The sequence below is a fragment of the uncultured Escherichia sp. genome, assembly GCF_948475835.1.
In the GTDB taxonomy this organism is placed as follows: Bacteria; Pseudomonadota; Gammaproteobacteria; order Enterobacterales; family Enterobacteriaceae; genus ECMA0423.
Window position 1 is genome coordinate 14,220 of record NZ_CAOLGM010000007.1, and the last position, 26,325, is coordinate 40,544.

Below are 26,325 nucleotides of genomic sequence, written 5' to 3' on the forward strand. Positions count from 1 at the left end.
CCATGTCCAGTCAATATTTACGTATTTTTCAACAGCCGCGTTCAGCCATATTGCTGATCCTGGGTTTTGCTTCCGGGCTACCGCTCGCCCTGACATCCGGCACCTTACAGGCCTGGATGACGGTCGAGAATATCGATCTCAAAACCATTGGTTTCTTCTCTCTGGTAGGCCAGGCTTACGTTTTTAAATTCCTCTGGTCACCGCTGATGGACCGCTACACGCCCCCATTTTTTGGGCGGCGGCGCGGTTGGCTGCTCGCCACGCAAATCCTGTTATTAGTCGCCATTGCGGCGATGGGTTTTCTCGAACCAGGCACCCAACTCCGCTGGATGGCGGCACTGGCAGTGGTGATCGCTTTTTGCTCTGCCTCCCAGGATATTGTCTTCGATGCGTGGAAAACCGATGTGCTCCCGGCAGAAGAACGTGGTGCGGGCGCGGCAATCAGCGTTCTGGGTTACCGTTTAGGGATGCTGGTTTCCGGCGGCTTAGCCCTGTGGCTGGCAGATAAATGGCTGGGCTGGCAGGGCATGTACTGGTTGATGGCGGCGCTGTTGATCCCCTGTATTATCGCGACGTTGCTTGCACCAGAACCGACCGACACCATTCCTGTGCCAAAAACGCTGGAACAAGCGGTTGTTGCACCTCTGCGAGATTTCTTTGGTCGCAATAATGCCTGGCTTATTTTGCTTCTTATCGTGCTGTATAAGCTGGGCGACGCATTCGCCATGAGCCTGACAACCACGTTTTTGATTCGCGGCGTCGGGTTTGATGCGGGTGAAGTAGGCGTGGTTAACAAAACGCTTGGCTTACTGGCGACCATTGTTGGCGCATTGTACGGTGGGATTTTGATGCAGCGCCTGTCGCTGTTCCGGGCGCTGCTGATTTTCGGCATTTTACAAGGTGCGTCTAACGCTGGTTACTGGCTGCTGTCGATTACTGATAAGCATCTCTACAGCATGGGCGCAGCCGTCTTTTTCGAAAACCTCTGTGGCGGGATGGGCACATCAGCCTTTGTCGCGCTGTTAATGACGCTGTGTAATAAGTCATTTTCCGCTACTCAATTTGCCCTGCTCTCAGCGCTTTCCGCTGTAGGACGAGTTTATGTCGGCCCCGTGGCGGGTTGGTTTGTTGAAGCACACGGCTGGTCGACATTCTATCTATTCTCCGTCGCCGCTGCCGTACCGGGGCTTATTTTGCTGCTGGTTTGCCGCCAGACGCTTGAATATACACGAGTAAATGACAACTTTATCTCCCGTACCGAATATCCGGCAGGTTATGCCTTTGCCATGTGGACACTGGCGGCGGGCGTCAGCCTGTTGGCCGTGTGGTTACTGCTGTTGACGATGGACACGCTGGATTTGACGCACTTCTCTTTCCTGCCTGCTCTGCTGGAAGTCGGGGTTTTAGTCGCCCTTTCTGGCGTCGTGCTTGGTGGTTTGCTGGATTATCTGGCTCTACGAAAAACGCATCTGACGTAATCTGTAAATATTATTTAGCTGTAGTAATCACTCGCCGTAATTATTACGGCTAAATAAACATCAGTATCGCTTAATAATATTTGTTCTTTTGTGCGGCTTAGCGTTTGGAAATTATTGACGCTATTTATGAATTCTATTTTTCTTACACGATTCAGCTAATTAGTTTTTATTTTCTCACTACCCAGTTGTCACCTTAATGATAATTATTTGTTAAATAATTGTTTTATTTTGTATTGGTTATACCAATTGCCCGTCCAAACTCCTTCTGCACTCCCCTTTCGTTATAACGCCCTTTTGCAACAGCTTCTTAAAATCAACTTGATATGTTTTGCAACATATGTGACCTGACAGCCAAATCCAAGTAACAGGAATTTAATCATGTTTACAGTAATGTAACCTTCCCGTAAAATGCCCACACACTTTAAACGCCACCAGATCCCGTGGAATTGAGGTCGTTAAATGAGACTCAGGAAATACAATAAAAGTTTGGGATGGTTGTCATTATTTGCAGGCACTGTATTGCTCAGTGGCTGTAATTCTGCGCTGTTAGATCCCAAAGGACAGATTGGTCTGGAGCAACGTTCACTGATACTGACGGCATTTGGCCTGATGTTGATTGTCGTTATTCCCGCAATCTTGATGGCTGTTGGTTTCGCCTGGAAGTATCGTGCGAGCAATAAAGATGCTAAGTACAGCCCGAACTGGTCACACTCCAATAAAGTGGAAGCTGTGGTCTGGACGGTACCTATCTTAATCATCATCTTCCTTGCGGTACTGACCTGGAAAACCACTCACGCTCTTGAGCCTAGCAAGCCGCTGGCACACGACGAGAAGCCCATTACCATCGAAGTGGTTTCCATGGACTGGAAATGGTTCTTCATCTACCCGGAACAGGGCATTGCTACCGTGAATGAAATCGCTTTCCCGGCGAACACTCCGGTGTACTTCAAAGTGACCTCCAACTCCGTGATGAACTCCTTCTTCATTCCGCGTCTGGGTAGCCAGATTTATGCCATGGCCGGTATGCAGACTCGCCTGCATCTGATCGCCAACGAACCCGGTACTTATGACGGTATCTCCGCCAGCTACAGCGGGCCGGGCTTCTCAGGCATGAAGTTCAAAGCTATTGCAACACCGGATCGCGCCGAATTCGACCAATGGGTCGCAAAAGCGAAACAGTCGCCGAACACCATGTCTGACATGGCTGCGTTCGAAAAACTGGCCGCGCCTAGCGAATACAACCAGGTGGAATATTTCTCCAACGTGAAACCAGACTTGTTTGCCGATGTGATTAACAAGTTTATGGCTCACGGTAAGAGCATGGACATGACCCAGCCAGAAGGTGAGCACAGTGCACACGAAGGTATGGAAGGCATGGACATGAGCCACGCGGAATCCGCCCATTAAAGGGGTTGAGGAAGAATAAAGATGTTCGGAAAATTATCACTTGATGCAGTCCCGTTCCATGAACCTATCGTCATGGTTACGATCGCTGGCATTATTTTGGGAGGTCTGGCGCTCGTTGGCCTGATCACTTACTTCGGTAAGTGGACCTACCTGTGGAAAGAGTGGCTGACCTCCGTCGACCATAAACGCCTCGGTATCATGTATATCATCGTGGCGATTGTGATGTTGCTGCGTGGTTTTGCTGACGCCATTATGATGCGTAGCCAGCAGGCTCTTGCCTCGGCGGGTGAAGCGGGCTTCCTGCCACCTCACCACTACGATCAGATCTTCACCGCGCACGGCGTGATTATGATCTTCTTCGTGGCGATGCCTTTCGTTATCGGTCTGATGAACCTGGTGGTTCCGCTGCAGATCGGCGCGCGTGACGTTGCGTTCCCGTTCCTCAACAACTTAAGCTTCTGGTTTACTGTTGTTGGTGTGATTCTGGTTAACGTTTCTCTCGGCGTGGGCGAATTTGCGCAGACCGGCTGGCTGGCCTATCCACCGCTATCGGGAATAGAGTACAGTCCGGGAGTCGGTGTTGATTACTGGATATGGAGTCTCCAGCTATCCGGTATAGGTACGACGCTTACCGGTATCAACTTCTTCGTTACCATTCTGAAGATGCGCGCACCGGGCATGACCATGTTCAAGATGCCAGTATTTACCTGGGCATCACTGTGCGCGAACGTACTGATTATTGCTTCCTTCCCAATTCTGACGGTTACCGTCGCGTTGTTGACCCTGGATCGCTATCTGGGCACCCATTTCTTTACCAACGATATGGGTGGCAACATGATGATGTACATCAACCTGATTTGGGCCTGGGGCCACCCGGAAGTTTACATCCTGATCCTGCCTGTTTTCGGTGTGTTCTCCGAAATTGCGGCAACCTTCTCGCGTAAACGTCTGTTTGGTTATACCTCGCTGGTATGGGCAACCGTCTGTATCACCGTGCTGTCGTTCATCGTTTGGCTGCACCACTTCTTTACGATGGGTGCGGGCGCGAACGTAAACGCCTTCTTTGGTATCACCACAATGATTATCGCCATCCCGACCGGGGTGAAGATCTTCAACTGGCTGTTCACCATGTATCAGGGCCGCATCGTGTTCCATTCTGCGATGCTGTGGACCATCGGTTTTATCGTCACTTTCTCGGTGGGCGGGATGACTGGCGTGCTGCTGGCAGTACCGGGCGCGGACTTCGTTCTGCATAACAGCCTGTTCCTGATTGCGCACTTCCATAACGTTATCATCGGCGGCGTGGTCTTCGGCTGCTTCGCAGGGATGACCTACTGGTGGCCTAAAGCATTCGGTTTCAAACTGAATGAAACCTGGGGTAAACGCGCGTTCTGGTTCTGGATCATCGGCTTCTTCGTTGCCTTTATGCCGCTGTATGCGCTGGGCTTCATGGGCATGACCCGTCGTTTGAGCCAGCAGATTGACCCGCAGTTCCACACCATGCTGATGATTGCAGCTAGCGGTGCAGTACTGATTGCGCTGGGTATTCTCTGCCTCGTTATTCAGATGTACGTTTCTATTCGCGACCGCGACCAGAACCGTGACCTGACTGGCGACCCGTGGGGTGGCCGTACGCTGGAGTGGGCAACCTCTTCCCCGCCTCCGTTCTATAACTTTGCCGTTGTGCCGCACGTTCACGAGCGTGATGCATTCTGGGAAATGAAAGAGAAAGGCGAAGCGTATAAAAAGCCTGACCACTATGAAGAAATTCATATGCCGAAAAACAGCGGTGCAGGTATCGTCATTGCAGCTTTCTCCACCATCTTCGGTTTCGCCATGATCTGGCATATCTGGTGGCTGGCGATTGTTGGCTTCGCAGGCATGATCATCACCTGGATCGTGAAAAGCTTCGACGAGGACGTGGATTACTACGTGCCGGTGGCAGAAATCGAAAAACTGGAAAACCAGCATTTCGATGAGATTACTAAGGCAGGGCTGAAAAATGGCAACTGATACTTTGACGCACGCGACTGCCCACGCGCACGAACACGGGCACCACGATGCAGGCGGAACCAAAATCTTCGGATTTTGGATCTACCTGATGAGCGACTGCATTCTGTTCTCAATCTTGTTTGCTACCTATGCCGTTCTGGTGAACGGCACCGCAGGCGGTCCGACAGGTAAGGACATTTTCGAACTGCCGTTCGTTCTGGTTGAAACTTTCTTGCTGTTGTTCAGCTCCATCACCTACGGCATGGCGGCTATCGCCATGTACAAAAACAACAAAAGCCAGGTTATCTCCTGGCTGGCGTTGACCTGGTTGTTTGGTGCCGGATTTATCGGGATGGAAATCTACGAATTCCATCACCTGATTGTTAACGGCATGGGTCCGGATCGCAGCGGCTTCCTGTCAGCGTTCTTTGCGCTGGTCGGCACGCACGGTCTGCACGTCACTTCCGGTCTTATCTGGATGGCGGTGCTGATGGTACAAATCGCTCGTCGCGGCCTGACCAGCACTAACCGTACCCGCATCATGTGCCTGAGCCTGTTCTGGCACTTCCTGGATGTGGTTTGGATCTGTGTGTTCACTGTTGTTTATCTGATGGGGGCGATGTAATGAGTCATTCTACCGATCACAGCGGCGCGTCCCATGGCAGCGTAAAAACCTACATGACAGGCTTTATCCTGTCGATCATTCTGACGGTGATTCCGTTCTGGATGGTGATGACAGGGGCTGCCTCTCCGGCCGTAATTCTGGGAACAATCCTGGCAATGGCAGTGGTACAGGTTCTGGTGCATCTGGTGTGCTTCCTGCACATGAATACCAAATCAGATGAAGGCTGGAACATGACGGCGTTTGTCTTCACCGTGCTAATCATCGCTATCCTGGTTGTAGGCTCCATCTGGATTATGTGGAACCTCAACTACAACATGATGATGCACTAAGAGCGGCGGTTATGATGTTTAAGCAATACCTGCAAGTAACGAAACCAGGCATCATCTTTGGCAACCTGATCTCGGTGATTGGGGGATTCCTGCTGGCCTCAAAGGGCAGCATTGATTATCCCCTGTTTATCTACACGCTGGTTGGGGTGTCACTGGTTGTGGCGTCGGGTTGTGTGTTTAACAACTACATCGACAGGGATATCGACAGAAAGATGGAAAGGACGAAGAATCGGGTGCTGGTTAAAGGCCTGATCTCTCCTGCTGTCTCGCTGGTGTACGCCACCTTGCTGGGTATTGCTGGCTTTATGCTGCTGTGGTTTGGCGCGAATCCGCTGGCCTGCTGGCTGGGGGTGATGGGCTTTGTGGTTTATGTCGGCGTCTATAGCCTGTACATGAAACGCCACTCAGTCTACGGCACATTGATTGGTTCGCTCTCCGGCGCTGCGCCGCCGGTGATTGGCTACTGTGCAGTAACCGGCGAGTTCGATAGCGGCGCAGCGATCCTGCTGGCTATCTTCAGCCTGTGGCAGATGCCTCACTCCTATGCCATCGCCATTTTCCGCTTTAAGGATTACCAGGCGGCAAACATTCCGGTATTGCCAGTGGTAAAAGGCATTTCGGTGGCGAAGAATCACATCACGCTGTATATCATCGCCTTTGCCGTTGCCACGCTGATGCTCTCTCTTGGCGGTTACGCTGGATATAAATATCTGGTGGTCGCCGCGGCGGTTAGCGTCTGGTGGTTAGGTATGGCTCTGCGCGGTTATAAAGTTGCTGATGACAGAATCTGGGCGCGCAAGCTGTTCGGCTTCTCTATCATCGCCATCACTGCCCTCTCGGTGATGATGTCCGTTGATTTTATGGTACCGGACTCGCATACGCTGCTGGCTGCTGTGTGGTAACAAAACCTCTCTATTAAAAAGGTGCTACGGCACCTTTTTTATTGTCTGAGATCAGAGATACGGCTAATAACCGTATGTCTTGACAGAGTGAGCAGATGAACATAAATTAATCATACGGTTGATAGCCGTATTATGTATGAGATCGACTCCCTACGATTTCATTCAGTTAATCAAAGAGGTCATAATGCCTGGAAAAACAGCCACTCTACCCGATGTCGATAAAACGCTGAAAAATGCGCGGGTCGAACTCAAAACTAGTCCCGACGCCAAAAACAAACTTCGTGAAGCTGCGCAAGCCGTTGGGGTAGATTTAAGCGCTTTTATTTTGAGCGCTGCTATGGAACGCGCCGAAAGTGTGCTTGATAACCAACGTCGCCGTGAGCTTTCGAATCAAAGCTGGGAACTGATGAACCAACTCATCGCTGAACCTGCTCAACCGACGCTCGCCCTCAAGGCGTTAATGAAAAGGAAAAACAGCGATGGTCGACAAGCATGAAGAGATTACTCTGCCCATAGTCCTCTCCTGTAATTATCAGTCTGATATTACTTATCCTGGGCAAAAACAGTTTGATTGCGGTAACCCTGTTATCGATAAATTTGTACGCGCATCGCTAAAGAAAAGTGTGCGTAATAGCGACTGTGCGGCTAAAGCACTTATTGACAGACAAAGTGGTGAACTGATCGGCATCTGTACTTTTACGGCATATTCGCTGGAAAAACAACGCGTTTCTGGCGTCCTTCAGGGTTCACAACCTTCAGAAATTGGTGTTGTCAGATTAGTCATGTTGGGGGTAGCACGGAAGTATCAAAAGCGGGGCTTTGGTCAGGACCTACTATGTGATTTTTTTGAACATGTAAAAATAATTCACCAGGCATTACCAATTAAAGGGGTTTATCTTGATGCTGACCCTGCCGCCATTAATTTTTATGCTCGTCTCGGCTTTGTTCAGCTTTCAGCGACACCAAATGCTTTTGGTGCTGTACCTATGTTTTTGGCGATTCAGCATATTCTCGCGGCTTAGATTATTATCGCCACCCGCCAGGGCAAGTTTTGCCTCAGCCGGGGGCTGAGCAGCGTTACCACTTTTGTTCAATTGCCCCCGCTTTCAGCAACTCCACATCCTTGCCGTTAATGGTTGCCGTTGCGGCAACGATTGTGGTCCTTACAGTTGCACAAGATTTTCGCTCAAATTCCGGTTTATAAAGAATAAGAGACGAATTACTGGTAAATGAACCAAATAGGTAATCAGTAAAGCTAATATTCAGCCGGTTTAAACCGAAAGGCGCGAAGCCAACCGTTTGGTTAATCTCCTTACCGGATGGGCGACGAATGCTGAATGTCACGCGAAGATTGGCCACTTCGCCTAATTTATTGGTGGTGGCGAAGAGGCTATCCATGCAGGAAAAACCTTTATCTAAAAAATTATCTCGCATCCCAGAACGGGTAACCGTAATCACGGGTAACGTATCGTCAACCGTTTTTCTGTCAATCATGTCTTTTCGACAAGTAGCCAGAAAGTTTTCTGGGCCACCATAAATGTGGACACCTTTATCAAGATATTCCTTCGCTTTCTTACAATCTACCTCAACATACTGACCATTGGCGTACATAATGCCCAACCTGGACCATGCTAAATTCACACCGTGCTGCGCGGCCTGATTAAATAGTGCATACGCTTTGGCATAATCCACCCGCACCTGCTCACCGTCGTAGTAGATACCCCCCAGCGCTAACGGAGCTTCTCTGTCACCTTGTTTAGCCGCTAACTCGAACCATTTAATCGCTTCCTGAACATCAGGTTTGGTATCATAACGAGGCTGATAATATTCCCAGCCTAACAGGCTCTGCGCGTCGATATCTCCCGATTCAGCCATTTTATGCAGTGTATTTATAACATCGGGAGCAGGTTTACCACCGTATATGCTGTCATACAATTCATGCGCTTTCTCGCTGGCCACCACGCTTGGTGAAACTATCAGCATTACAGAAAATAATATTCTTTTAGTTAACATGTATACCTTTATGTCCTCACTGTCATATATTTCCATAATAATTAACCACCAAACATCCATTTAATGAATAAATACAGTGCCATAAAGGTCCAAGTAATAAGCACACATTTAGCCTGAAACATTATCATCCATGTCACCAAATCGTTTATTTAGTGAGATAAAACTAGCATATTCGTAAGATAAAAAATGCACATAGCAATCAAGAAATGATATTATTACTTTTTTGATGTAAAACTATTTAGTTTTAAAATTCATTTTTTCAACATATAGAGCATTCATTTTATGAATGCAAAAAAACATACCTGACACACAAATTACTCTCCTCTGTAATATTTTCTCATTAACACTCTGTTTACCCAACATGCGCTCCGCACTACACTATGTGGGCATTTTTTTAAGGGGTGGTAATGAACGATTATAAAATGACGCCAGGTGAGAGGCGCGCGACCTGGGGTTTAGGGACCGTATTCTCGTTGCGCATGCTGGGCATGTTTATGGTTCTGCCGGTTCTGACCACGTACGGCATGGCTCTGCAAGGTGCCAGCGAAGCATTAATCGGTATTGCCATTGGTATTTATGGTCTGACTCAGGCCGTTTTTCAGATTCCGTTTGGCCTGCTTTCCGACCGCATTGGTCGCAAACCATTAATTGTCGGTGGGCTGGCGGTGTTTGCCGCCGGTAGCGTTATCGCTGCGCTTTCCGACTCCATCTGGGGAATTATTCTGGGCCGGGCGCTACAAGGCTCTGGAGCAATTGCCGCCGCCGTTATGGCGCTGCTTTCCGATCTCACGCGCGAACAAAACCGCACCAAAGCGATGGCGTTTATCGGCGTGAGCTTTGGCATTACCTTTGCTATTGCGATGGTGCTTGGCCCGATCATCACTCACAAACTTGGGCTGCACGCGCTGTTCTGGATGATCGCTATTCTGGCAACGACCGGCATTGCGTTGACCATTTGGGTTGTGCCCAACAGTAGCACTCACGTACTTAATCGTGAGTCCGGAATGGTGAAAGGCAGTTTCAGTAAAGTGCTGGCGGAACCGCGGCTGCTGAAACTCAACTTTGGCATTATGTGTCTGCATATTTTGCTGATGTCGACGTTTGTTGCCCTGCCCGGACAACTGGCTGATGCAGGGTTCCCGGCGGCTGAACACTGGAAGGTCTATCTGGCGACAATGCTAATCGCCTTTGGCTCGGTCGTGCCTTTCATTATCTACGCTGAAGTTAAGCGCAAAATGAAGCAAGTCTTTGTCTTCTGCGTCGGGTTGATCGTGGTTGCGGAAATTGTGTTGTGGAACGCGCAAACGCAGTTCTGGCAACTGGTGGTCGGCGTGCAGCTTTTCTTTGTGGCGTTTAATTTGATGGAAGCCCTCCTGCCCTCACTTATCAGTAAAGAGTCGCCAGCAGGTTACAAAGGTACGGCGATGGGTGTTTACTCCACCAGCCAGTTTCTTGGCGTGGCGATTGGCGGTTCGCTGGGCGGCTGGATTGACGGCATGTTTGACGGTCAGGGGGTATTTCTCGCTGGCGCAATGCTGGCCGCAGTGTGGCTGACAGTCGCCAGTACCATGAAAGAACCGCCGTATGTCAGCAGTTTGCGCATTGAAATCCCGGCGAACATTGCCGCAAACGAGGCGTTAAAAGTGCGTTTGCTGGAAACTGAAGGCATCAAAGAAGTGTTGATTGCAGAAGAAGAACATTCAGCTTATGTGAAAATCGACAGCAAAGTGACGAATCGCTTTGAGATAGAACAGGCAATTCGTCAGGCATAAAAAACGCGGCGAATTGCCTGCTGCGCTACGCTTATCAGGCCTACAAAGTTTCTGAATTACAAACCTTTGTAGGCCGAATCAGGCGTTCATGCCGCATCTGACATGAACAAAACGCACATAGTCGCGATTAATCGCGGAAGTTTTTGAACTGGAACGGCTGACCGAGATCGCCACCACGTACCATCGCCATGACAGCCTGCAAATCATCACGAGATTTGCCCGTTACGCGGATTTCATCGCCCTGAATTTGCGCCTGCACTTTCAGTTTGCTGTCTTTGATCATCTTGACGATTTTCTTCTGGGTCGCGCTCTCAATGCCCTGTTTCAGTTTCGCTTCCACAAACCAGGTTTTACCGCTATGAACGATATTTTCCGGTACATCCAGTGAACTGCCTTCAATGCCGCGCTTCAGCAGCTTGGCACGCAGAATATCCAGCAACTGATTGACCTGGAAGTCGGACTCGCTCAACACTTTGATGGTTTTGCTGGCGTCGTTCAGCTCAAATGAGGCTTCAACGTTACGGAAGTCAAAACGGGACTCCACTTCGCGACTCGCGTTATCGACCGCGTTACGTGCTTCCTGAAGATCAACTTCAGAGACAATATCGAAAGATGGCATCTTTTCCTCTCCCTTCATTTTTGATGCGAAGCATAATACCTGCAAAGTTAAATAACCAACAGTCCTGCACCAGGAAGTATCCCTTAATTGTGCATAGTCGCAACAGCATGCACAATTAAGGGATAGCCTTATTGAACACCCGGAGTGGTTGCGGGTGAGGAGGAACAATGAAAATTACCGTATTGGGATGCGGTGCCTTAGGGCAATTATGGCTTACAGCACTTTGTAAACAGGGTCACGAAGTTCAGGGCTGGCTGCGCGTACCGCAACCTTATTGTAGTGTGAATCTGGTTGAGACTGATGGTTCGATATTTAACGAATCGCTGACCGCCAACGATCCCGATTTTCTTGCCACCAGCGATCTGCTCCTGGTGACGCTGAAAGCATGGCAGGTTTACGATGCCGTCAAAAGCCTCGCGTCCACACTGCCTGTAACCACGCCAATACTGTTAATTCACAACGGCATGGGCACCATCGAAGAGTTGCAAAACATTCAGCAGCCATTACTGATGGGCACCACCACCCATGCCGCCCGCCGCGACGGCAATGTCATTATTCATGTGGCAAACGGAATCACGCATATTGGTCCGGCACGGCAACAGGATGGCGATTACAGTTATCTGGCGGATATTTTGCAAACCGTGTTGCCTGACGTTGCCTGGCATAACAATATTCGCGCCGAGCTGTGGCGCAAGCTGGCCGTCAACTGTGTGATTAATCCACTGACCGCCATCTGGAATTGCCCGAATGGTGAATTACGTCATCATCCGCAAGAAATTATGCAGATATGCGAAGAAGTCGCGGCAGTGATCGAGCGCGAAGGGCATCATACTTCAGCAGAAGATTTGCGTGATTACGTGATGCAGGTGATTGATGCCACAGCGGAAAATATCTCGTCGATGTTGCAGGATATCCGCGCGCTGCGCCACACCGAAATCGACTATATCAATGGTTTTCTCTTACGCCGCGCCCGCGCGCATGGGATTGCCGTACCGGAAAACACCCGCCTGTTTGAAATGGTAAAAAGAAAGGAGAGTGAATATGAGCGCATCGGCACTGGTTTGCCTCGCCCCTGGTAGTGAAGAGACTGAAGCCGTCACCACTATCGATCTGCTGGTTCGCGGCGGTATCAAAGTCACCACTGCCAGCGTCGCCAGCGATGGCAACCTGGCCATTACCTGCTCGCGCGGCGTGAAGCTGCTGGCGGATGCGCCGCTGGTCGAGGTGGCTGATGGCGAATATGACGTGATCGTACTGCCTGGTGGCATTAAAGGCGCAGAGTGTTTTCGCGATAGTACCCTGCTGGTTGAAACCGTTAAACAGTTCCACCGTTCCGGGCGTATCGTCGCGGCTATTTGCGCCGCGCCAGCCACCGTGCTGGTGCCGCACGATATCTTCCCGATTGGTAATATGACCGGCTTCCCGACGCTGAAAGACAAAATTCCCGCTGAACAATGGCAGGACAAGCGCGTCGTCTGGGATGCACGGGTAAAATTGCTGACCAGCCAGGGGCCGGGGACAGCTATCGACTTTGGTCTGAAAATTATCGACCTGCTGGTTGGGCGCGAGAAAGCCCATGAAGTGGCATCACAACTGGTGATGGCGGCAGGGATTTATAATTATTACGAGTAGTGTCGGATGCGGTAAGCGTCGCATCTGACCAGATGCGACGTTACAACCACAAATTACGGGCGATATACCTTCACATTGTTAAAGCCCTGCTCGCGCAGATAGAGCGCCTGCAGACGGCTCATCACCCCGCGCTCACACCACAGTAGCCAGGTTCTGTTCTGGTCGAGATCGCCAAACTTGGTGCTCAGTTTATAGAACGGCAGAGAAACTACATCAATCCCTTCGACTTTCAGTGGCTTATCTTCCTGTTCATCGATAGAACGGATATCGAGGATCACGTCGTTCGGGCCGAAGCCATTGACGGTTTCCACTTCCACCACTTCCTGCTCGGTCTGCTGGGCGATTTCGCGGATATCAACGTTATTCGCTTCTTCAACCACTTTATCGCGAATGCTGAAGTCGAATTTCTCTTCTTCCGCTTCAATCTTCGACTTAACCGCTTTCACCGTCGGGCTTTTGGAGATAACACCGCAATATTCCGGCATCGTGCGAGCAAAGTCTTCGGTGCCAATCTGGCGAGCCAGGTTGATGATGTGCTCTTTGTCGTAAGAAATCAGCGGACGCAGGATCAGCGTATCGGAGACGTTATCAATCAGGCGCAGGTTGGTCAGCGTCTGACTGGACACCTGGCCGAGCGCTTCGCCGGTGACCAGCGCCTGTACGCCGTAACGTTCAGCCACTTTAGACGCGGCACGCACCATCATACGTTTGAGGATAACGCCCATCTGACCGTCGTCGATTTTCTCGAGAATTTCCCCGACGACCGGTTCGAAATTAATAGCGACAAAACGCACGCGGTGGGAGCTGCCAAAACGGTTCCACAGATAATGCGCCACCTGACGCACGCCAATTTCATGCGCCGCGCCGCCAAGGTTAAAGAAACAGTAATGCACGCGGCAGCCGCGACGCATCAACATATAACTGGAAACACCGGAGTCGAAACCACCGGAAATGAGCGACAGCACATCTTCCTGGGTGCCGATCGGGAAACCGCCAATACCTTCGTAGCGGCCTTTAATCAGCAGGAGACGATCGTCTTCCACTTCCAGATGGACAGTCACTTCCGGATTGGTCAGCTTCACGCGCGCGGACTCAATATGCTGATTTAAACCGCCGCCGACGTAACGTTCCACATCAATCGAGCTAAAATCATGTTTGCCACGGCGCTTCACGCGTACGCAGAAGGTTTTGCCTTCCAGCTGATCGCGATACTGAACCAACGCTTTCTCAAAAATATCGTGCATGTCGGTAAACGGCACGTCTTCGACTTCGAGAATATGGTGGATACCCGGAATACGGGTCAGGGCGTCGCGAATAGCCAGACGCTGGTTTTCATCTTTTGCGCGAACTTCGATGTTATCCCAGTGGCGGACGACAGCGAGCGTCTCATCATAGTGCTTTAAAACGTTACGAATGTTCCCGGTAAGGATTTTTATAAAGCGCAAGCGCACAGATTGGCTTTTGATGGTGATTTCCGGGAACAATTTAATGATAAACTTCATGGCGGCAATGGTTCGTTGGCAAGCCTTAAGCGACTTGTATAGGGAAAAATACAGCAGCCCACACCTGCGGCTGCATCCAGGCGCGGAAGTATACCACTAACATCGCTTTGCTGCGCACATCACCTTACCATTGCGCGTTATTTGCTATTTGCCCTGAGTCCGTTACCATGACGGGGCGAAAAATATTGAGAGTCAGACATTCATTATGCCGAAGAAAAATGAGGCTCCCGCCAGCTTTGAAAAGGCGCTGAGCGAGCTGGAACAGATTGTAACCCGTCTGGAAAGTGGCGACCTGCCGCTGGAAGAGGCGCTGAACGAGTTCGAACGCGGCGTGCAGCTGGCACGTCAGGGGCAGGCCAAATTACAACAAGCCGAACAGCGCGTACAAATTCTGCTGTCTGACAATGAAGACGCCTCTCTAACCCCTTTTACACCGGACAATGAGTAATGGACTTTCCGCAGCAACTCGAAGCCTGCGTTAAGCAGGCCAACCAGGCGCTGAGCCGTTTTATCGCCCCACTGCCCTTTCAGAACACTCCCGTGGTCGAAACCATGCAGTATGGCGCATTATTAGGTGGTAAGCGCCTGCGACCTTTTCTGGTTTATGCCACCGGTCATATGTTCGGCGTTAGCACAAACACGCTGGACGCACCCGCTGCCGCCGTAGAGTGTATCCACGCTTACTCATTAATTCATGATGATTTACCGGCGATGGATGATGACGATCTGCGTCGCGGTTTGCCGACCTGCCATGTGAAGTTTGGCGAAGCAAACGCGATTCTCGCTGGCGACGCTTTACAAACGCTGGCGTTCTCGATTCTAAGCGATGCTGATATGCCGGAAGTGTCGGATCGCGACAGAATTTCGATGATTTCTGAACTGGCGAGCGCCAGCGGTATTGCCGGAATGTGCGGTGGTCAGGCATTAGATTTAGACGCGGAAGGCAAACACGTACCTCTGGACGCGCTTGAGCGTATTCATCGTCATAAAACCGGCGCATTGATTCGCGCCGCCGTTCGCCTTGGTGCATTAAGCGCCGGAGATAAAGGGCGTCGTGCTCTGCCAGTACTCGACAAGTACGCAGAGAGCATCGGCCTTGCCTTCCAGGTTCAGGATGACATCCTGGATGTGGTAGGAGATACTGCAACGTTGGGAAAACGCCAGGGTGCCGACCAGCAACTTGGTAAAAGTACCTACCCTGCACTTCTGGGTCTTGAGCAAGCCCGGAAGAAAGCCCGGGATCTGATCGACGATGCCCGCCAGTCGCTGAAACAACTGGCTGAACAATCACTCGATACCTCGGCACTGGAAGCGCTAGCGGACTACATCATCCAGCGTAATAAATAAACAATAAGTATTAATAGGCCCCTGATGAGTTTTGATATTGCCAAATACCCGACCCTGGCACTGGTCGACTCCACCCAGGAGTTACGACTGTTGCCGAAAGAGAGTTTACCGAAACTCTGCGACGAACTGCGCCGCTATTTACTCGACAGCGTGAGCCGTTCCAGCGGGCACTTCGCCTCCGGGCTGGGCACGGTCGAACTGACCGTGGCGCTGCACTATGTCTACAACACCCCGTTTGACCAATTGATTTGGGATGTGGGGCATCAGGCTTATCCGCATAAAATTTTGACCGGACGCCGCGACAAAATCGGCACCATCCGTCAGAAAGGCGGCCTGCACCCGTTCCCGTGGCGCGGCGAAAGCGAATATGACGTATTAAGCGTCGGGCATTCATCAACCTCCATCAGTGCCGGAATTGGTATTGCGGTTGCTGCCGAGAAAGAAGGCAAAAATCGCCGCACCGTCTGTGTCATTGGCGATGGCGCGATTACCGCTGGCATGGCGTTTGAAGCGATGAATCACGCGGGCGATATCCGTCCTGATATGCTGGTGGTCCTCAACGACAATGAAATGTCGATTTCCGAAAATGTCGGCGCGCTCAATAACCATCTGGCACAGCTGCTTTCCGGTAAGCTTTACTCTTCGCTGCGCGAAGGCGGGAAAAAAGTTTTCTCTGGCGTTCCGCCAATTAAAGAGCTGCTCAAACGTACCGAAGAACATATTAAAGGCATGGTAGTGCCTGGCACGTTGTTTGAAGAGCTGGGCTTTAACTACATCGGCCCGGTTGACGGTCACGATGTGCTGGGGCTTATCACCACGCTGAAGAACATGCGCGACCTGAAAGGCCCGCAGTTCCTGCATATCATGACCAAAAAAGGTCGTGGTTATGAACCGGCAGAAAAAGACCCCATCACTTTCCACGCCGTGCCTAAATTTGATCCCTCCAGCGGTTGTTTGCCGAAAAGTAGCGGCGGTTTGCCGAGCTATTCAAAAATCTTTGGCGACTGGTTGTGCGAAACGGCAGCGAAAGACAACAAGCTGATGGCGATTACTCCGGCGATGCGTGAAGGTTCCGGCATGGTCGAGTTTTCACGTAAATTCCCGGATCGTTACTTCGACGTGGCAATCGCCGAGCAACACGCGGTGACCTTTGCCGCCGGTCTGGCGATTGGTGGGTACAAACCCATTGTCGCGATTTACTCCACTTTCCTGCAACGCGCCTATGATCAGGTGCTGCATGACGTGGCGATTCAAAAGCTCCCGGTCCTGTTCGCCATCGACCGCGCGGGCATTGTTGGTGCTGACGGTCAAACCCATCAGGGCGCTTTTGACCTCTCTTACCTGCGCTGCATACCGGAAATGGTCATTATGACCCCGAGCGATGAAAACGAATGTCGCCAGATGCTCTATACCGGCTATCACTATAACGATGGCCCGTCAGCGGTGCGCTACCCGCGTGGCAACGCGGTCGGCGTGGAACTGACGCCGCTGGAAAAACTACCAATTGGCAAAGGCATTGTGAAGCGTCGTGGCGAGAAACTGGCGATCCTTAACTTTGGTACGCTGATGCCAGAAGCGGCGAAAGTCGCCGAATCGCTGAACGCCACGCTGGTCGATATGCGTTTTGTGAAACCGCTTGATGAAGCGTTAATTCTGGAAATGGCCGCCAGCCATGAAGCGCTGGTCACCGTAGAAGAAAACGCCATTATGGGCGGCGCAGGCAGCGGCGTGAACGAAGTGCTAATGGCCCATCGTAAACCAGTACCCGTGCTGAACATTGGCCTGCCTGACTTCTTTATTCCGCAAGGAACTCAGGAAGAAATGCGCGCCGAACTCGGCCTCGATGCCGCCGGTATGGAAGCCAAAATCATGGCCTGGCTGGCATAATCCCTACTCCACTCCTGCTATGCTTAACAAATTATTCATAGACTCTAAATAATTCGAGTTGCAGGAAGGCGGCAAACGAGTGAAGCCCCAGGAGCTTACATAAGTAAGTGACTGGGGTGAACGAATGCAGCCGCAGCACATGCAACTTGAAGTATGACGAGTATGGCAGGAGTGGCAGCATGCAATACAACCCCTTAGGAAAAACCGACCTTCGCGTTTCCCGACTTTGCCTCGGCTGTATGACCTTTGGCGAGCCAGATCGTGGTAATCACGCATGGACACTGCCGGAAGAAAGCAGCCGTCCCATAATTAAACGCGCGCTGGAAGGCGGCATAAATTTCTTTGATACCGCCAATAGCTATTCCGATGGCAGCAGCGAAGAGATCGTTGGTCGCGCACTGCGGGATTTCGCCCGTCGTGAAGACGTGGTCGTTGCGACGAAAGTGTTCCATCGCGTTGGTGATTTACCGGAAGGATTATCCCGTGCACAAATTTTGCGCTCTATCGACGACAGCCTGCGCCGTCTCGGCATGGATTATGTCGATATCCTGCAAATTCATCGCTGGGATTACAACACGCCGATCGAAGAGACGCTGGAAGCCCTGAACGACGTGGTAAAAGCCGGGAAAGCGCGTTATATCGGCGCGTCATCCATGCACGCTTCGCAGTTTGCTCAGGCCCTGAAGCTACAAAAACAGCACGGCTGGGCGCAGTTTGTCAGTATGCAGGATCACTACAATCTGATTTATCGCGAAGAAGAGCGCGAGATGCTGCCACTGTGTTATCAGGAGGGCGTGGCGGTGATTCCGTGGAGCCCGCTGGCGCGGGGGCGACTGACGCGTCCGTGGGGAGAAACTACCGCACGACTGGTGTCTGATGAGGTGGGGAAAAATCTCTATAAAGAAAGCGATGAAAATGACGCGCAGATCGCAGAGCGGTTAACAGGCGTCAGCGAAGAACTCGGTGCAACACGAGCACAAGTTGCGCTGGCCTGGTTGTTGAGTAAACCGGGCATTGCCGCACCGATTATCGGAACTTCGCGCGAAGAACAGCTTGATGAGCTATTGAACGCGGTGGATATCACTTTGAAGCCGGAACAGATTGCCGAACTGGAAACGCCGTATAAACCGCATCCGGTCGTAGGATTTAAATAAGAGTCCAGGCCTGATGAGACGCAACAAGCGTCACATCAGGCACTGGTGCACAACTACGACAGAATACCCAGCGGCCAGTGATGACCGATAAAGTACAGGATACCTGCGGAGATCACCCCGGCGACAATATCATCGATCATGATCCCCATGCCGCCATGTACATTGCGATCAAACCAGCGGATCGGCCACGGCTTCCACATATCCAGAATACGGAAAATGACGAATCCGGCAGTGACCCACTGCCAGTCATTGGTCGGCAATGCCATGAGCGTGATCCACATGCCGATAAATTCGTCCCAGACAATGCTGCCGTGATCGTGCACGCCCATATCTTTCGCCGTTTGATGACAAAGATAGACGCCGATACAGATCCCCAACATCACCACCAGCGAGTAGAGCTGCCAGGGTAAAAAGGTCATCAGATACCAGAAAGGGATCGCCGCCAGCGATCCCATCGTGCCAGGAACGATCGGGCTTAATCCACTGCCGAATCCGACAGCAAGCAGATGCCACGGATTACTCATCTTCAGGCGACTTTTCGCGACATCTTTATGGCGTGGCAAAATGGTCATATCCTTTCCAGTCAAAGGTGACAGGTTCGCCGTCACGGATAAAACAAAGCCCTTCGATATCGGCGGTCATCTGCCCGATACAGGTAAACGGTACGCCCAGGTGTCCGAGAGCCACATCCAGCGCGCCACGGTTCAGTTCCGGCACAGTGAAACACAACTCGTAATCTTCACCGCCAGAGAGCGCCCAGCGCAGCGCCTGTTCAGGTTCAACATGGCGAGAAAGCGCATCAGAAAACGGCAGCAATGCCAGGTCAATACGTGCGCCGCAGTCGCTGGCTTTCACGATATGCCCGAGATCGGAAATCAGACCGTCAGAGAGATCGATAGCTGAATTTGCCAGATCGCGCAGTGCCTGTCCCTGTAAAATACGCGGCGATGGACGGAGATGACGTTTGATCAAGTAGTCCGCATCTTTAGCATCGGCAACCTGCAAACGGTTTTGCAAAATCGCCAGCCCGGCGGCGCTATCGCCCGGTGTACCGGTCACATAGATCCAGTCACCCGGTTTCGCTCCAGAGCGCGTTAAGGCTCGTCCCATCGGAACAAAGCCGTGGATACCCAACGTCATTGATAATGGCCCACGCGTGGTATCGCCGCCAATGAGTTGCATATCGTAATAATTGAGAAGATCAAACAAACTGTCGCTGAAGGACTCAAGCCACGCTTCGTCTACGTCCGGTAAGGTTAATGCCAGCGTCAGCCAGGCCGGATCGGCCCCCATCGCTGCCAGATCGCTTAGGTTCACCGCCAGTGCTTTATACGCCAGATCAGCAGGATCGATATCATGGAGGAAGTGGTTGCCCGCCACCAGCGTATCAGTGCTGATCGCCAGGGTCTGTTTCTCGGGGATATTGAGAAGAGCGCAATCGTCGCCGATGCCCAGTTCGACATCAAGACGAGAACTTCTTACACGGTCAAAATAACGGGCAATCAGGGAGAACTCGCCACATGCCATACGTTATGCCTCAGCAGGTAAAAAAGAAAAGGCCGGCGATCGCGGAACGGTCTTCCGTGAATCTACCGGCCTGGATATCACTTTTTGTTAGGGCGAATCACAGGTGCTGCTTTATCGAGTACGCCGTTGACGAACTTATGGCTGTCTTCTGCGCCGAACGATTTCGCCAGTTCGATCGCTTCGTTAATGGCCACTTTGTATGGCACATCGCTACGTTTAGACAGCTCGTACAGCGCAATGCGCAGTACTGCTTTTTCTACCTGTCCCAGTTCTTCCAGCAGGCGGGACAGGTATGGCTTCATCAGTCCGTCGAGGTATGCGGTGTTAGTCGCCACCCCGGCCAGCAGCTCACGGAAGTACAGGACGTCAACGTCTTTTACATCCTGTTCAGCCAGGAACTGGTATTCAACATCAGCGATGTCGTTCTGGGACAACTGCCAGGAGTAGAGCGCCTGGACGGCACACTCACGAGCGCGGCGACGAGCAGCAGGTTTCACGGATTTCCCCTTACTAATTTCAGGCCTTGATGGCTTTCAATACATTAATCATTTCAAGCGCGGTCAGTGCAGCTTCTGCACCTTTGTTGCCAGCTTTGGTGCCAGCACGTTCGATCGCTTGTTCAATGCTTTCAGTGGTCAGAACCCCAAAAGCAACCGGAATTTCGCTGTCCTGGGCAACATGCGCCAGGCCGTTGCTTGCACCACCAGCGACATATTCAAAGTGGGCAGTGCCACCACGAATAACCGTACCCAGCGCAATCACCGCGTCGTATTTACCGGTTTTAGCCAGTGCACCCGCCGCCAGCGGCAGCTCATAGGCACCAGGCACCCAAACAACGGTAATGTTTTCATCTTTTACCTGACCGATACGTTTCAGTGCGTCAATTGCACCTTCCAGCAGGCTGTCATTGATAAAGTTGTTGAAACGCGCGATGGTGATGGCGACGCGAGCGTCCGGGGTAGCAACGTTAGCTTCAATAATGTTCATTTTCTTCCTTCGGGTTCGAGTATGGCCCCGCAGGGGGGCGGATTTTAGCATAATATTTCGTGCGCTGCTTCCCTTTCGAGCCGGGAGATCATGCACCCACTAAATGCAGGCAAACATCCGGGCCTACATGACGTATCTCTTTGAATTTAAATTGGGGGGCGTCGGCTAATTTCTCAAGCCCTGGCAGCGTGCATAATCCGCGGGCGTCGCTGCCTAATAGTTTAGGTGCGATATAGACAATCAGCTCATCGACTAAACCCGCCTGCAGCAATGCGCCAGCGAGCGTTGGCCCCGCTTCCACCCAGATGCTGTTAATTTGCTGTTTACCCAGTTGCATCATCAGTACAACCAGATCCAGATGACCTTTATGCTCTGGAATCAGCAAGGTACGCACCGTTTCCGGCCACTCACTAGAATCTTCCTGCGTACGCGCGAACCAGGTTTCGCCGGGCTGCTGCACAATGCGATGTTCCGGCGTCACGCGATTTTGGCTATCAATCACAATACGTACTGGCTGGCGGAGATTTTGTTGCGGGTAGAGCGCCTGAGTTTGTTCATCCAGTTCAGACCAACGCACTGTTAAGGCTGGATCATCCGCCAGCACCGTGGCGCTGCTGGTTAAAATGGCATGACTTTGTGCGCGCTGTCGTTGTACGTCGCGCCGCGCCTGAGGCGAAGTGATCCACTGGCTTTCGCCGCTCGCCATCGCCGTGCGGCCATCAAGCGATGCGCCAAGTTTTAACTGAATATAAGGAAAGCCGGTGCGCATCCGCTTGAGAAAGCCTTTATTCAATTGCTCGGCTTCACTCATCATCAGCCCGTGGCTGACGTCAATGCCAGCCTGTTGCAGACGGTAAAGTCCACGCCCAGCGACCTGCGGGTTAGGATCTTGCATCGAGGCAACCACGCGCGCTACGCCAGCGGCGATGAGTGCGTCACAGCACGGTGGCGTACGACCATGATGGCTACAGGGTTCGAGTGTCACATACGCCGTTGCGCCTTTGGCTTTTTCACCCGCCATACGCAACGCGTGTACTTCGGCATGTGGTTCACCCGCTCGTTGGTGGTAACCTTCACCGACAATTTCGCCATCTTTGACAATGACGCACCCGACATTCGGGTTGGGGTGGGTGGTAAAACGTCCTCGTTGCGCCAGCTTTAGCGCCCGCGCCATGTAATACTCGTCCTGCACGGCTTAGTCCTCCAGGCGCGCGATCTCTTCGCCAAATTCTTTGATATCTTCGAAACTGCGGTAGACAGAGGCAAAACGGATATAGGCGACTTTATCGAGCTTTTTCAATTGCTCCATCACCAGATTGCCAATCATCTTGCTCGGCACTTCGCGCTCACCGGTGGCGCGCAGCTGCGATTTAATATGATTGATTGCCATTTCGACGTCATCGGAACTCACCGGACGTTTTTCCAGCGCCCGCAGCATTCCGCTACGCAATTTCTCTTCATTAAACGGTTCACGCACGTCGTTGCTTTTTACAACACGCGGCATAACCAGCTCCGCCACTTCAAAGGTGGTGAAACGTTCATTACACACCAGACACTGCCGACGGCGGCGTACGGATGAACCCTCGCCCACGAGACGAGAGTCAATTACCTTAGTGTCCACGGCGAAACAGAATGGGCAATGCATACGGCGTCCTGACCAGGTGGTTAACAGAAATCTATTTTACCCTGAACTGACGATACAACAAAGGCGCAACGCTTTTGAGATAAAGGATCGATGCTTTCGCTGCTTTTACCCTCTACCATTAGGCTAATTGCGACGAGAAAGGGACGACCTATGAATACTAACGTTTTTCGACTGCTCCTGCTGGGAAGCCTGTTCAGCCTTAGCGCCTGTGTGCAGCAGAGCGAAGTGCGACAGATGAAACACAGCGTCAGCACGCTGAACCAGGAGATGACGCAACTCAATAAAGAAACGGTCAAAATCACTCAGCAAAACAGGCTGAATGCAAAATCCAGCAGTGGGGTTTACCTTCTGCCAGGAGCGAAAACACCGGCAAGACTGGAAAGCCAGATCGGTACTTTACGTATGTCGCTGGTGAATATTACGCCTGATGCAGATGGCACCACCCTGACGCTACGTATTCAGGGCGAGTCGAATGATCCCTTGCCCGCATTCAGCGGAACTGTTGAATATGGGCAAATTCAGGGAACAATAGACAACTTTCAGGAAATCAATGTGCAGAATCAATTGATTAATGCCCCTGCCAGCGTCCTCGCCCCCAGCGATGTTGATATTCCGTTACAGTTAAAGGGTATTTCTGTAGAACAGTTAGACTTCGTACGTATCCACGATATTCAACCTGTTATGCAGTAAACGTATTTCGGGGCGATTTTGTGCGTCTCGCAACATCTTTCCCCGTCATTTTGTTACTCCGCTTACATCACCCTGATTGATAGTAAAAGTTTGCAACAAGGGTGAAAGTCAGTACAATCCCTGCCCGAATGTGTGTAAACGTGAACGCAATCGATTACGTAAATGATAGAACTGTGAAACGAAACATATTTTTGTGAGCAATGATTTTTATAATAGGCTCCTCTGTATACGAAATATTTAGAAACGCAATTTGCGCCTTTTTCACTCCCGCAAGGGATTTTCAAACAGTGGCATACATATGAAAAAAACATTACTGGCAGCCGGTGCGGTACTGGCGCTCTCTTCGTCTTTTACTGTCAACGCAGCTGAAAACGACAAACCGCAGTATCTTTCCGACTGGTGGCACCAGAGCGTTAACGTTGTCGGAAGCTATCACACCCGTTTCGGACCGCAGATCCGCAACGATACCTACCTTGAGTACGAAGCATTCGCTAAAAAAGACTGGTTCGACTTCTATGGTTATGCGGATGCACCGGTATTCTTCGGCGGTAACTCCGATGCTAAAGGTATCTGGAACCACGGTTCTCCGCTGTTTATGGAAATCGAACCACGTTTCTCCATCGACAAGCTGACCAATACTGACCTTAGCTTCGGTCCGTTCAAAGAGTGGTACTTCGCGAACAACTACATTTACGACATGGGTCGTAATAAAGATGGTCGCCAGAGCACCTGGTACATGGGTCTGGGTACCGACATCGATACTGGTCTGCCGATGAGCCTGTCCATGAACGTCTATGCGAAATACCAGTGGCAGAACTATGGCGCAGCGAACGAAAACGAGTGGGACGGTTACCGTTTCAAAATTAAATACTTTGTGCCGATTACCGATCTGTGGGGCGGTCAGCTGAGCTACATCGGCTTCACCAACTTCGACTGGGGTTCCGATTTAGGGGATGACAGCGGTAACGCAATCAACGGTATTAAGACCCGTACTAATAACTCTATCGCTTCCAGCCATATTCTGGCTCTGAACTACGATCACTGGCACTACTCTGTCGTAGCTCGTTACTGGCACGACGGTGGTCAGTGGAACGACGATGCAGAACTGAACTTCGGCAACGGCAACTTCAACGTTCGCTCTACCGGCTGGGGTGGTTACCTGGTAGTAGGTTACAACTTCTGATTATGAAAATGCCGGGATTTATTCCCGGCATTTCAGATTGTTAACAACGTGCGCTTTGTTCATGCCGGATGCGGCGTAAACGCTTTGTCCGACCCACAAAAGCACGTAAATTCAATATATTGCTGAAATAACGTAGTCCTGATAAGCGTAGCGCATCAGGCAATTTTACGTTTTAATCACTTCTTCTTGTTCATCATCGCTTTCAGGTCAGCGAATGGGTTGTACTTCGCTTCACCGACATCTTTCTGCGCATCTTCCCCTGCGATAACGGTCGTACCATACTGATCCGCTTCGGTATATTTCGAATGCTCATGATCGTGGCAATAGAGACAAAGCAATTCCCAGTTACTGCCATCTTCCGGGTTATTGGTATGGTCGTGATCAATGTGGTGAACAGTAAGTTCACGCAGGTTGGAATAAACAAACTCGCGGGAACAGCGACCGCAGACCCACGGATATATTTTTAATGCTTTTTCGCGATAGCCGCTTTCTAACCGCGCATAGTTTTTTGGGATGATAGCCATGAAGAGTTACCTGGATGAAATGTAGGGTTACGCGCAGTTTCCCAAGATGCGGGGATTTTAGCAATCTCCATACATCAAAAAAAATCCCGATCTTCTGACCGGGATTTTCAACATCAACGGGAACTTGATTACGGCAGAATTGACGGCTGATCCGCCCCTTCTTTTTCCACTTTCTGCTGCAACATGTGTTCGCGCTTCATACCCAGTTTCAGAGCCAACGCAGATGCCACATAGATGGAAGATGCAGTACCGATGGAAACACCGATAAGCATGGTCAGCGAGAAGCCTTCCAGTACCGGACCACCGAAGAGGTACAGCATCAGGATAACCATCAAGGTAGTACCGGATGTGATCAAGGTACGGTGCAGCGTCTGGGTCAAGGACACGTTAAAGATTTCGTAAGGCGTACCGCGACGGATCTTGCGGAAGTTTTCACGAATACGGTCCGATACCACGATACTGTCGTTAAGCGAGTAACCGATAACCGACATCAACGATGCCACAATGGTCAGGTCAATCTCGATATGGAATAACGACAAAATACCCAGCGTAATGATAACGTCGTGCGCCAGCGCAATAACGACCCCTGCCGCCAGTCGCCACTCAAAGCGAAAACCTACGTACACAAGGATAGACAGCAGCGCCGCCATCAACGCCATCGCACCGGTTTGCGCAAGGTCTGCCCCCACGCTCGGACCGACGAACTCAATACGCTTCACTGCTGCATTCTGATTGGTGGATTCGTTAATCACCTTCAGAACCTGGCTGCCCAGCACCTGACCGCCGGTTTCGCCTTCAGCAGGCGGCATACGGACCATGATGTCGTGGCTGCTACCAAAGTTTTGCAGCATTGGCTCTTCAAAACCGGCTTTTTGCAATGCATCACGCATTACGTCAATTTCAGCCGGTTTTTCGAGCGTAATTTCGATAACCGTACCACCGGTGAAATCCAGCCCCCAGTTAAAGCCGCGCACGCCCATAATAACGATAGCGGCGATTAACAGCAGACCAGAGATGCCGAAAGCCCAGTAGTCCCAGCGCATAAAGTCATAGACTTTACGGCCGTGGTTTAGTTGTTCAACAGTATATTCCTGTGCCACATCGCACTCC

General features: G+C 51.1%; 28 protein-coding genes. 17 read left to right on the forward strand and 11 right to left on the reverse strand.

The genetic code is table 11. The features are described from left to right. The first annotated feature begins 2 nt into the window (after window positions 1-2). From ampG to QZF50_RS02710, 8 genes are all read left to right on the forward strand, one after another. Window positions 3-1,478: a muropeptide MFS transporter AmpG gene (ampG, locus tag QZF50_RS02675; RefSeq protein WP_000098440.1), complete on the forward strand. Its 1,476-nt coding sequence runs from the start codon at window positions 3-5 to the stop codon at window positions 1,476-1,478. 459 nt (window positions 1,479-1,937) lie between these two features. Then, window positions 1,938-2,885, forward strand: a complete 948-nt coding sequence (gene cyoA, locus QZF50_RS02680; protein ID WP_001239441.1) for a cytochrome o ubiquinol oxidase subunit II — start codon at window positions 1,938-1,940, stop codon at window positions 2,883-2,885. 21 nt (window positions 2,886-2,906) lie between these two features. After that, the gene (cyoB, locus tag QZF50_RS02685; RefSeq protein ID WP_000467180.1) at window positions 2,907-4,898 is read left to right on the forward strand and encodes a cytochrome o ubiquinol oxidase subunit I; all 1,992 of its coding nucleotides are present in this window, start codon (window positions 2,907-2,909) and stop codon (window positions 4,896-4,898) included. Continuing rightward, a complete protein-coding gene (locus QZF50_RS02690) occupies window positions 4,888-5,502 on the forward strand; it encodes a cytochrome o ubiquinol oxidase subunit III (protein ID WP_000179819.1) in 615 nt (204 codons plus the stop codon). The genes cyoB and QZF50_RS02690 overlap by 11 nt, the downstream gene beginning before the upstream one ends. After that, complete coding sequence (locus QZF50_RS02695; protein ID WP_000019869.1) at window positions 5,502-5,831, forward strand: cytochrome o ubiquinol oxidase subunit IV; 330 nt, start codon at window positions 5,502-5,504, stop codon at window positions 5,829-5,831. The genes QZF50_RS02690 and QZF50_RS02695 overlap by 1 nt, the downstream gene beginning before the upstream one ends. Window positions 5,832-5,842: 11 nt before the next feature. Then, window positions 5,843-6,733, forward strand: a complete 891-nt coding sequence (gene cyoE, locus QZF50_RS02700) for a heme o synthase (RefSeq protein ID WP_000971336.1) — start codon at window positions 5,843-5,845, stop codon at window positions 6,731-6,733. A 184-nt stretch (window positions 6,734-6,917) separates the two neighbouring features. Beyond that, a complete protein-coding gene (locus tag QZF50_RS02705) occupies window positions 6,918-7,229 on the forward strand; it encodes a DUF1778 domain-containing protein (protein ID WP_001297137.1) in 312 nt (103 codons plus the stop codon). Further along, window positions 7,213-7,755, forward strand: a complete 543-nt coding sequence (locus QZF50_RS02710) for a GNAT family N-acetyltransferase (RefSeq protein WP_000227784.1) — start codon at window positions 7,213-7,215, stop codon at window positions 7,753-7,755. Before QZF50_RS02705 ends, QZF50_RS02710 begins: the two co-directional genes overlap by 17 nt. Before the next feature lie 55 nt (window positions 7,756-7,810). Here QZF50_RS02710 and QZF50_RS02715 read toward each other — a convergent pair whose 3' ends face one another. Further along, entirely contained in the window at window positions 7,811-8,746 is a 936-nt protein-coding gene (locus QZF50_RS02715; RefSeq protein WP_001368479.1) for a tetratricopeptide repeat protein, read from the reverse strand. A 407-nt stretch (window positions 8,747-9,153) separates the two neighbouring features. Between QZF50_RS02715 and QZF50_RS02720 the strand changes: the two genes are divergently transcribed. Then, complete coding sequence (locus tag QZF50_RS02720) at window positions 9,154-10,518, forward strand: MFS transporter (protein WP_001000960.1); 1,365 nt, start codon at window positions 9,154-9,156, stop codon at window positions 10,516-10,518. A 127-nt stretch (window positions 10,519-10,645) separates the two neighbouring features. Here QZF50_RS02720 and yajQ read toward each other — a convergent pair whose 3' ends face one another. Continuing rightward, window positions 10,646-11,137, reverse strand: coding sequence for a nucleotide binding protein YajQ (gene yajQ / locus QZF50_RS02725; RefSeq protein ID WP_001138904.1), 492 nt, complete (start codon window positions 11,135-11,137; stop codon window positions 10,646-10,648). A gap of 167 nt (window positions 11,138-11,304) precedes the next feature. Here yajQ and panE point away from each other — a divergent pair, with 167 nt between their 5' ends. Both panE and yajL read left to right on the forward strand, forming a co-directional pair. After that, complete coding sequence (gene panE / locus QZF50_RS02730) at window positions 11,305-12,216, forward strand: 2-dehydropantoate 2-reductase (protein WP_000705874.1); 912 nt, start codon at window positions 11,305-11,307, stop codon at window positions 12,214-12,216. Continuing rightward, window positions 12,179-12,769: a protein deglycase YajL gene (gene yajL, locus QZF50_RS02735; RefSeq protein ID WP_001276309.1), complete on the forward strand. Its 591-nt coding sequence runs from the start codon at window positions 12,179-12,181 to the stop codon at window positions 12,767-12,769. Before panE ends, yajL begins: the two co-directional genes overlap by 38 nt. Before the next feature lie 53 nt (window positions 12,770-12,822). Here the strand turns inward: yajL and thiI are convergent, their stop codons facing one another. Continuing rightward, on the reverse strand, window positions 12,823-14,271 hold the full coding sequence (gene thiI, locus QZF50_RS02740; protein WP_290388820.1) for a tRNA uracil 4-sulfurtransferase ThiI: 1,449 nt from the start codon (window positions 14,269-14,271) through the stop codon (window positions 12,823-12,825). Between the two features lie 205 nt (window positions 14,272-14,476). On the opposite strand from thiI, the gene xseB reads away from it, so the two are divergent. The 4 genes from xseB (at window position 14,477) to yajO (ending at window position 18,659) form a co-directional block, all read left to right on the forward strand. Beyond that, the gene (gene xseB, locus QZF50_RS02745; RefSeq protein WP_001124935.1) at window positions 14,477-14,719 is read left to right on the forward strand and encodes an exodeoxyribonuclease VII small subunit; all 243 of its coding nucleotides are present in this window, start codon (window positions 14,477-14,479) and stop codon (window positions 14,717-14,719) included. Continuing rightward, the gene (ispA, locus tag QZF50_RS02750; RefSeq protein ID WP_000347217.1) at window positions 14,719-15,618 is read left to right on the forward strand and encodes a (2E,6E)-farnesyl diphosphate synthase; all 900 of its coding nucleotides are present in this window, start codon (window positions 14,719-14,721) and stop codon (window positions 15,616-15,618) included. The genes xseB and ispA overlap by 1 nt, the downstream gene beginning before the upstream one ends. Before the next feature lie 24 nt (window positions 15,619-15,642). Further along, a complete protein-coding gene (gene dxs / locus QZF50_RS02755; RefSeq protein WP_001583256.1) occupies window positions 15,643-17,505 on the forward strand; it encodes a 1-deoxy-D-xylulose-5-phosphate synthase in 1,863 nt (620 codons plus the stop codon). 179 nt (window positions 17,506-17,684) lie between these two features. Next, window positions 17,685-18,659 (forward strand): 1-deoxyxylulose-5-phosphate synthase YajO, encoded by a 975-nt coding sequence (gene yajO / locus QZF50_RS02760; RefSeq protein WP_001199817.1) that lies wholly within the window; start codon window positions 17,685-17,687, stop codon window positions 18,657-18,659. A 53-nt stretch (window positions 18,660-18,712) separates the two neighbouring features. Here the strand turns inward: yajO and pgpA are convergent, their stop codons facing one another. From pgpA to nrdR, 6 genes are all read right to left on the reverse strand, one after another. Beyond that, window positions 18,713-19,231 (reverse strand): phosphatidylglycerophosphatase A, encoded by a 519-nt coding sequence (gene pgpA, locus QZF50_RS02765; RefSeq protein WP_000154049.1) that lies wholly within the window; start codon window positions 19,229-19,231, stop codon window positions 18,713-18,715. Continuing rightward, entirely contained in the window at window positions 19,209-20,186 is a 978-nt protein-coding gene (gene thiL / locus QZF50_RS02770) for a thiamine-phosphate kinase (RefSeq protein ID WP_000742089.1), read from the reverse strand. The genes pgpA and thiL overlap by 23 nt, the downstream gene beginning before the upstream one ends. Before the next feature lie 77 nt (window positions 20,187-20,263). Then, window positions 20,264-20,683 (reverse strand): transcription antitermination factor NusB, encoded by a 420-nt coding sequence (gene nusB, locus QZF50_RS02775; protein ID WP_000801125.1) that lies wholly within the window; start codon window positions 20,681-20,683, stop codon window positions 20,264-20,266. A 19-nt stretch (window positions 20,684-20,702) separates the two neighbouring features. Next, window positions 20,703-21,173, reverse strand: a complete 471-nt coding sequence (ribE, locus tag QZF50_RS02780) for a 6,7-dimethyl-8-ribityllumazine synthase (protein ID WP_001021161.1) — start codon at window positions 21,171-21,173, stop codon at window positions 20,703-20,705. Window positions 21,174-21,261: 88 nt separating this feature from the next. Next, window positions 21,262-22,365, reverse strand: a complete 1,104-nt coding sequence (ribD, locus tag QZF50_RS02785; RefSeq protein ID WP_001150472.1) for a bifunctional diaminohydroxyphosphoribosylaminopyrimidine deaminase/5-amino-6-(5-phosphoribosylamino)uracil reductase RibD — start codon at window positions 22,363-22,365, stop codon at window positions 21,262-21,264. Between the two features lie 3 nt (window positions 22,366-22,368). Next, window positions 22,369-22,818: a transcriptional regulator NrdR gene (nrdR, locus tag QZF50_RS02790; protein ID WP_000543535.1), complete on the reverse strand. Its 450-nt coding sequence runs from the start codon at window positions 22,816-22,818 to the stop codon at window positions 22,369-22,371. A gap of 150 nt (window positions 22,819-22,968) precedes the next feature. Between nrdR and QZF50_RS02795 the strand changes: the two genes are divergently transcribed. Further along, window positions 22,969-23,508 carry a DUF3251 domain-containing protein gene (locus tag QZF50_RS02795; protein WP_001295327.1) on the forward strand — a complete coding sequence of 180 codons (540 nt, stop codon included), beginning with the start codon at window positions 22,969-22,971 and terminating at the stop codon, window positions 23,506-23,508. 298 nt (window positions 23,509-23,806) lie between these two features. Then, a complete protein-coding gene (gene tsx, locus QZF50_RS02800; protein WP_001295328.1) occupies window positions 23,807-24,691 on the forward strand; it encodes a nucleoside-specific channel-forming protein Tsx in 885 nt (294 codons plus the stop codon). Window positions 24,692-24,867: 176 nt separating this feature from the next. On the opposite strand, the gene yajD is transcribed toward tsx, so the two are convergent. Both yajD and secF read right to left on the reverse strand, forming a co-directional pair. Continuing rightward, window positions 24,868-25,215 carry an HNH nuclease YajD gene (gene yajD / locus QZF50_RS02805; RefSeq protein ID WP_000974813.1) on the reverse strand — a complete coding sequence of 116 codons (348 nt, stop codon included), beginning with the start codon at window positions 25,213-25,215 and terminating at the stop codon, window positions 24,868-24,870. A gap of 128 nt (window positions 25,216-25,343) precedes the next feature. After that, entirely contained in the window at window positions 25,344-26,315 is a 972-nt protein-coding gene (gene secF, locus QZF50_RS02810; protein WP_000046637.1) for a protein translocase subunit SecF, read from the reverse strand. Window positions 26,316-26,325: the final 10 nt, after the last annotated feature.

What these genes read in the sequence shown, in the direction of transcription:
- yajL (WP_001276309.1), top strand. Translation starts at nt 12,179, where the DNA reads ATGAGCGCATCGGCACTGGTTTGCCTCGCCCCTGGTAGTGAAGAGACT.
- yajD (WP_000974813.1), bottom strand. Translation starts at nt 25,215, where the DNA reads ATGGCTATCATCCCAAAAAACTATGCGCGGTTAGAAAGCGGCTATCGC.
- yajO (WP_001199817.1), top strand. Translation starts at nt 17,685, where the DNA reads ATGCAATACAACCCCTTAGGAAAAACCGACCTTCGCGTTTCCCGACTT.
- QZF50_RS02690 (WP_000179819.1), top strand. Translation starts at nt 4,888, where the DNA reads ATGGCAACTGATACTTTGACGCACGCGACTGCCCACGCGCACGAACAC.
- panE (WP_000705874.1), top strand. Translation starts at nt 11,305, where the DNA reads ATGAAAATTACCGTATTGGGATGCGGTGCCTTAGGGCAATTATGGCTT.
- QZF50_RS02720 (WP_001000960.1), top strand. Translation starts at nt 9,154, where the DNA reads ATGAACGATTATAAAATGACGCCAGGTGAGAGGCGCGCGACCTGGGGT.
- thiL (WP_000742089.1), bottom strand. Translation starts at nt 20,186, where the DNA reads ATGGCATGTGGCGAGTTCTCCCTGATTGCCCGTTATTTTGACCGTGTA.
- QZF50_RS02715 (WP_001368479.1), bottom strand. Translation starts at nt 8,746, where the DNA reads ATGTTAACTAAAAGAATATTATTTTCTGTAATGCTGATAGTTTCACCA.
- yajQ (WP_001138904.1), bottom strand. Translation starts at nt 11,137, where the DNA reads ATGCCATCTTTCGATATTGTCTCTGAAGTTGATCTTCAGGAAGCACGT.
- dxs (WP_001583256.1), top strand. Translation starts at nt 15,643, where the DNA reads ATGAGTTTTGATATTGCCAAATACCCGACCCTGGCACTGGTCGACTCC.
- pgpA (WP_000154049.1), bottom strand. Translation starts at nt 19,231, where the DNA reads ATGACCATTTTGCCACGCCATAAAGATGTCGCGAAAAGTCGCCTGAAG.
- xseB (WP_001124935.1), top strand. Translation starts at nt 14,477, where the DNA reads ATGCCGAAGAAAAATGAGGCTCCCGCCAGCTTTGAAAAGGCGCTGAGC.
- ampG (WP_000098440.1), top strand. Translation starts at nt 3, where the DNA reads ATGTCCAGTCAATATTTACGTATTTTTCAACAGCCGCGTTCAGCCATA.
- cyoB (WP_000467180.1), top strand. Translation starts at nt 2,907, where the DNA reads ATGTTCGGAAAATTATCACTTGATGCAGTCCCGTTCCATGAACCTATC.
- nrdR (WP_000543535.1), bottom strand. Translation starts at nt 22,818, where the DNA reads ATGCATTGCCCATTCTGTTTCGCCGTGGACACTAAGGTAATTGACTCT.
- ribE (WP_001021161.1), bottom strand. Translation starts at nt 21,173, where the DNA reads ATGAACATTATTGAAGCTAACGTTGCTACCCCGGACGCTCGCGTCGCC.
- cyoE (WP_000971336.1), top strand. Translation starts at nt 5,843, where the DNA reads ATGATGTTTAAGCAATACCTGCAAGTAACGAAACCAGGCATCATCTTT.
- QZF50_RS02795 (WP_001295327.1), top strand. Translation starts at nt 22,969, where the DNA reads ATGAATACTAACGTTTTTCGACTGCTCCTGCTGGGAAGCCTGTTCAGC.
- QZF50_RS02710 (WP_000227784.1), top strand. Translation starts at nt 7,213, where the DNA reads ATGGTCGACAAGCATGAAGAGATTACTCTGCCCATAGTCCTCTCCTGT.
- ispA (WP_000347217.1), top strand. Translation starts at nt 14,719, where the DNA reads ATGGACTTTCCGCAGCAACTCGAAGCCTGCGTTAAGCAGGCCAACCAG.
- QZF50_RS02695 (WP_000019869.1), top strand. Translation starts at nt 5,502, where the DNA reads ATGAGTCATTCTACCGATCACAGCGGCGCGTCCCATGGCAGCGTAAAA.
- QZF50_RS02705 (WP_001297137.1), top strand. Translation starts at nt 6,918, where the DNA reads ATGCCTGGAAAAACAGCCACTCTACCCGATGTCGATAAAACGCTGAAA.
- thiI (WP_290388820.1), bottom strand. Translation starts at nt 14,271, where the DNA reads ATGAAGTTTATCATTAAATTGTTCCCGGAAATCACCATCAAAAGCCAA.
- cyoA (WP_001239441.1), top strand. Translation starts at nt 1,938, where the DNA reads ATGAGACTCAGGAAATACAATAAAAGTTTGGGATGGTTGTCATTATTT.
- tsx (WP_001295328.1), top strand. Translation starts at nt 23,807, where the DNA reads ATGAAAAAAACATTACTGGCAGCCGGTGCGGTACTGGCGCTCTCTTCG.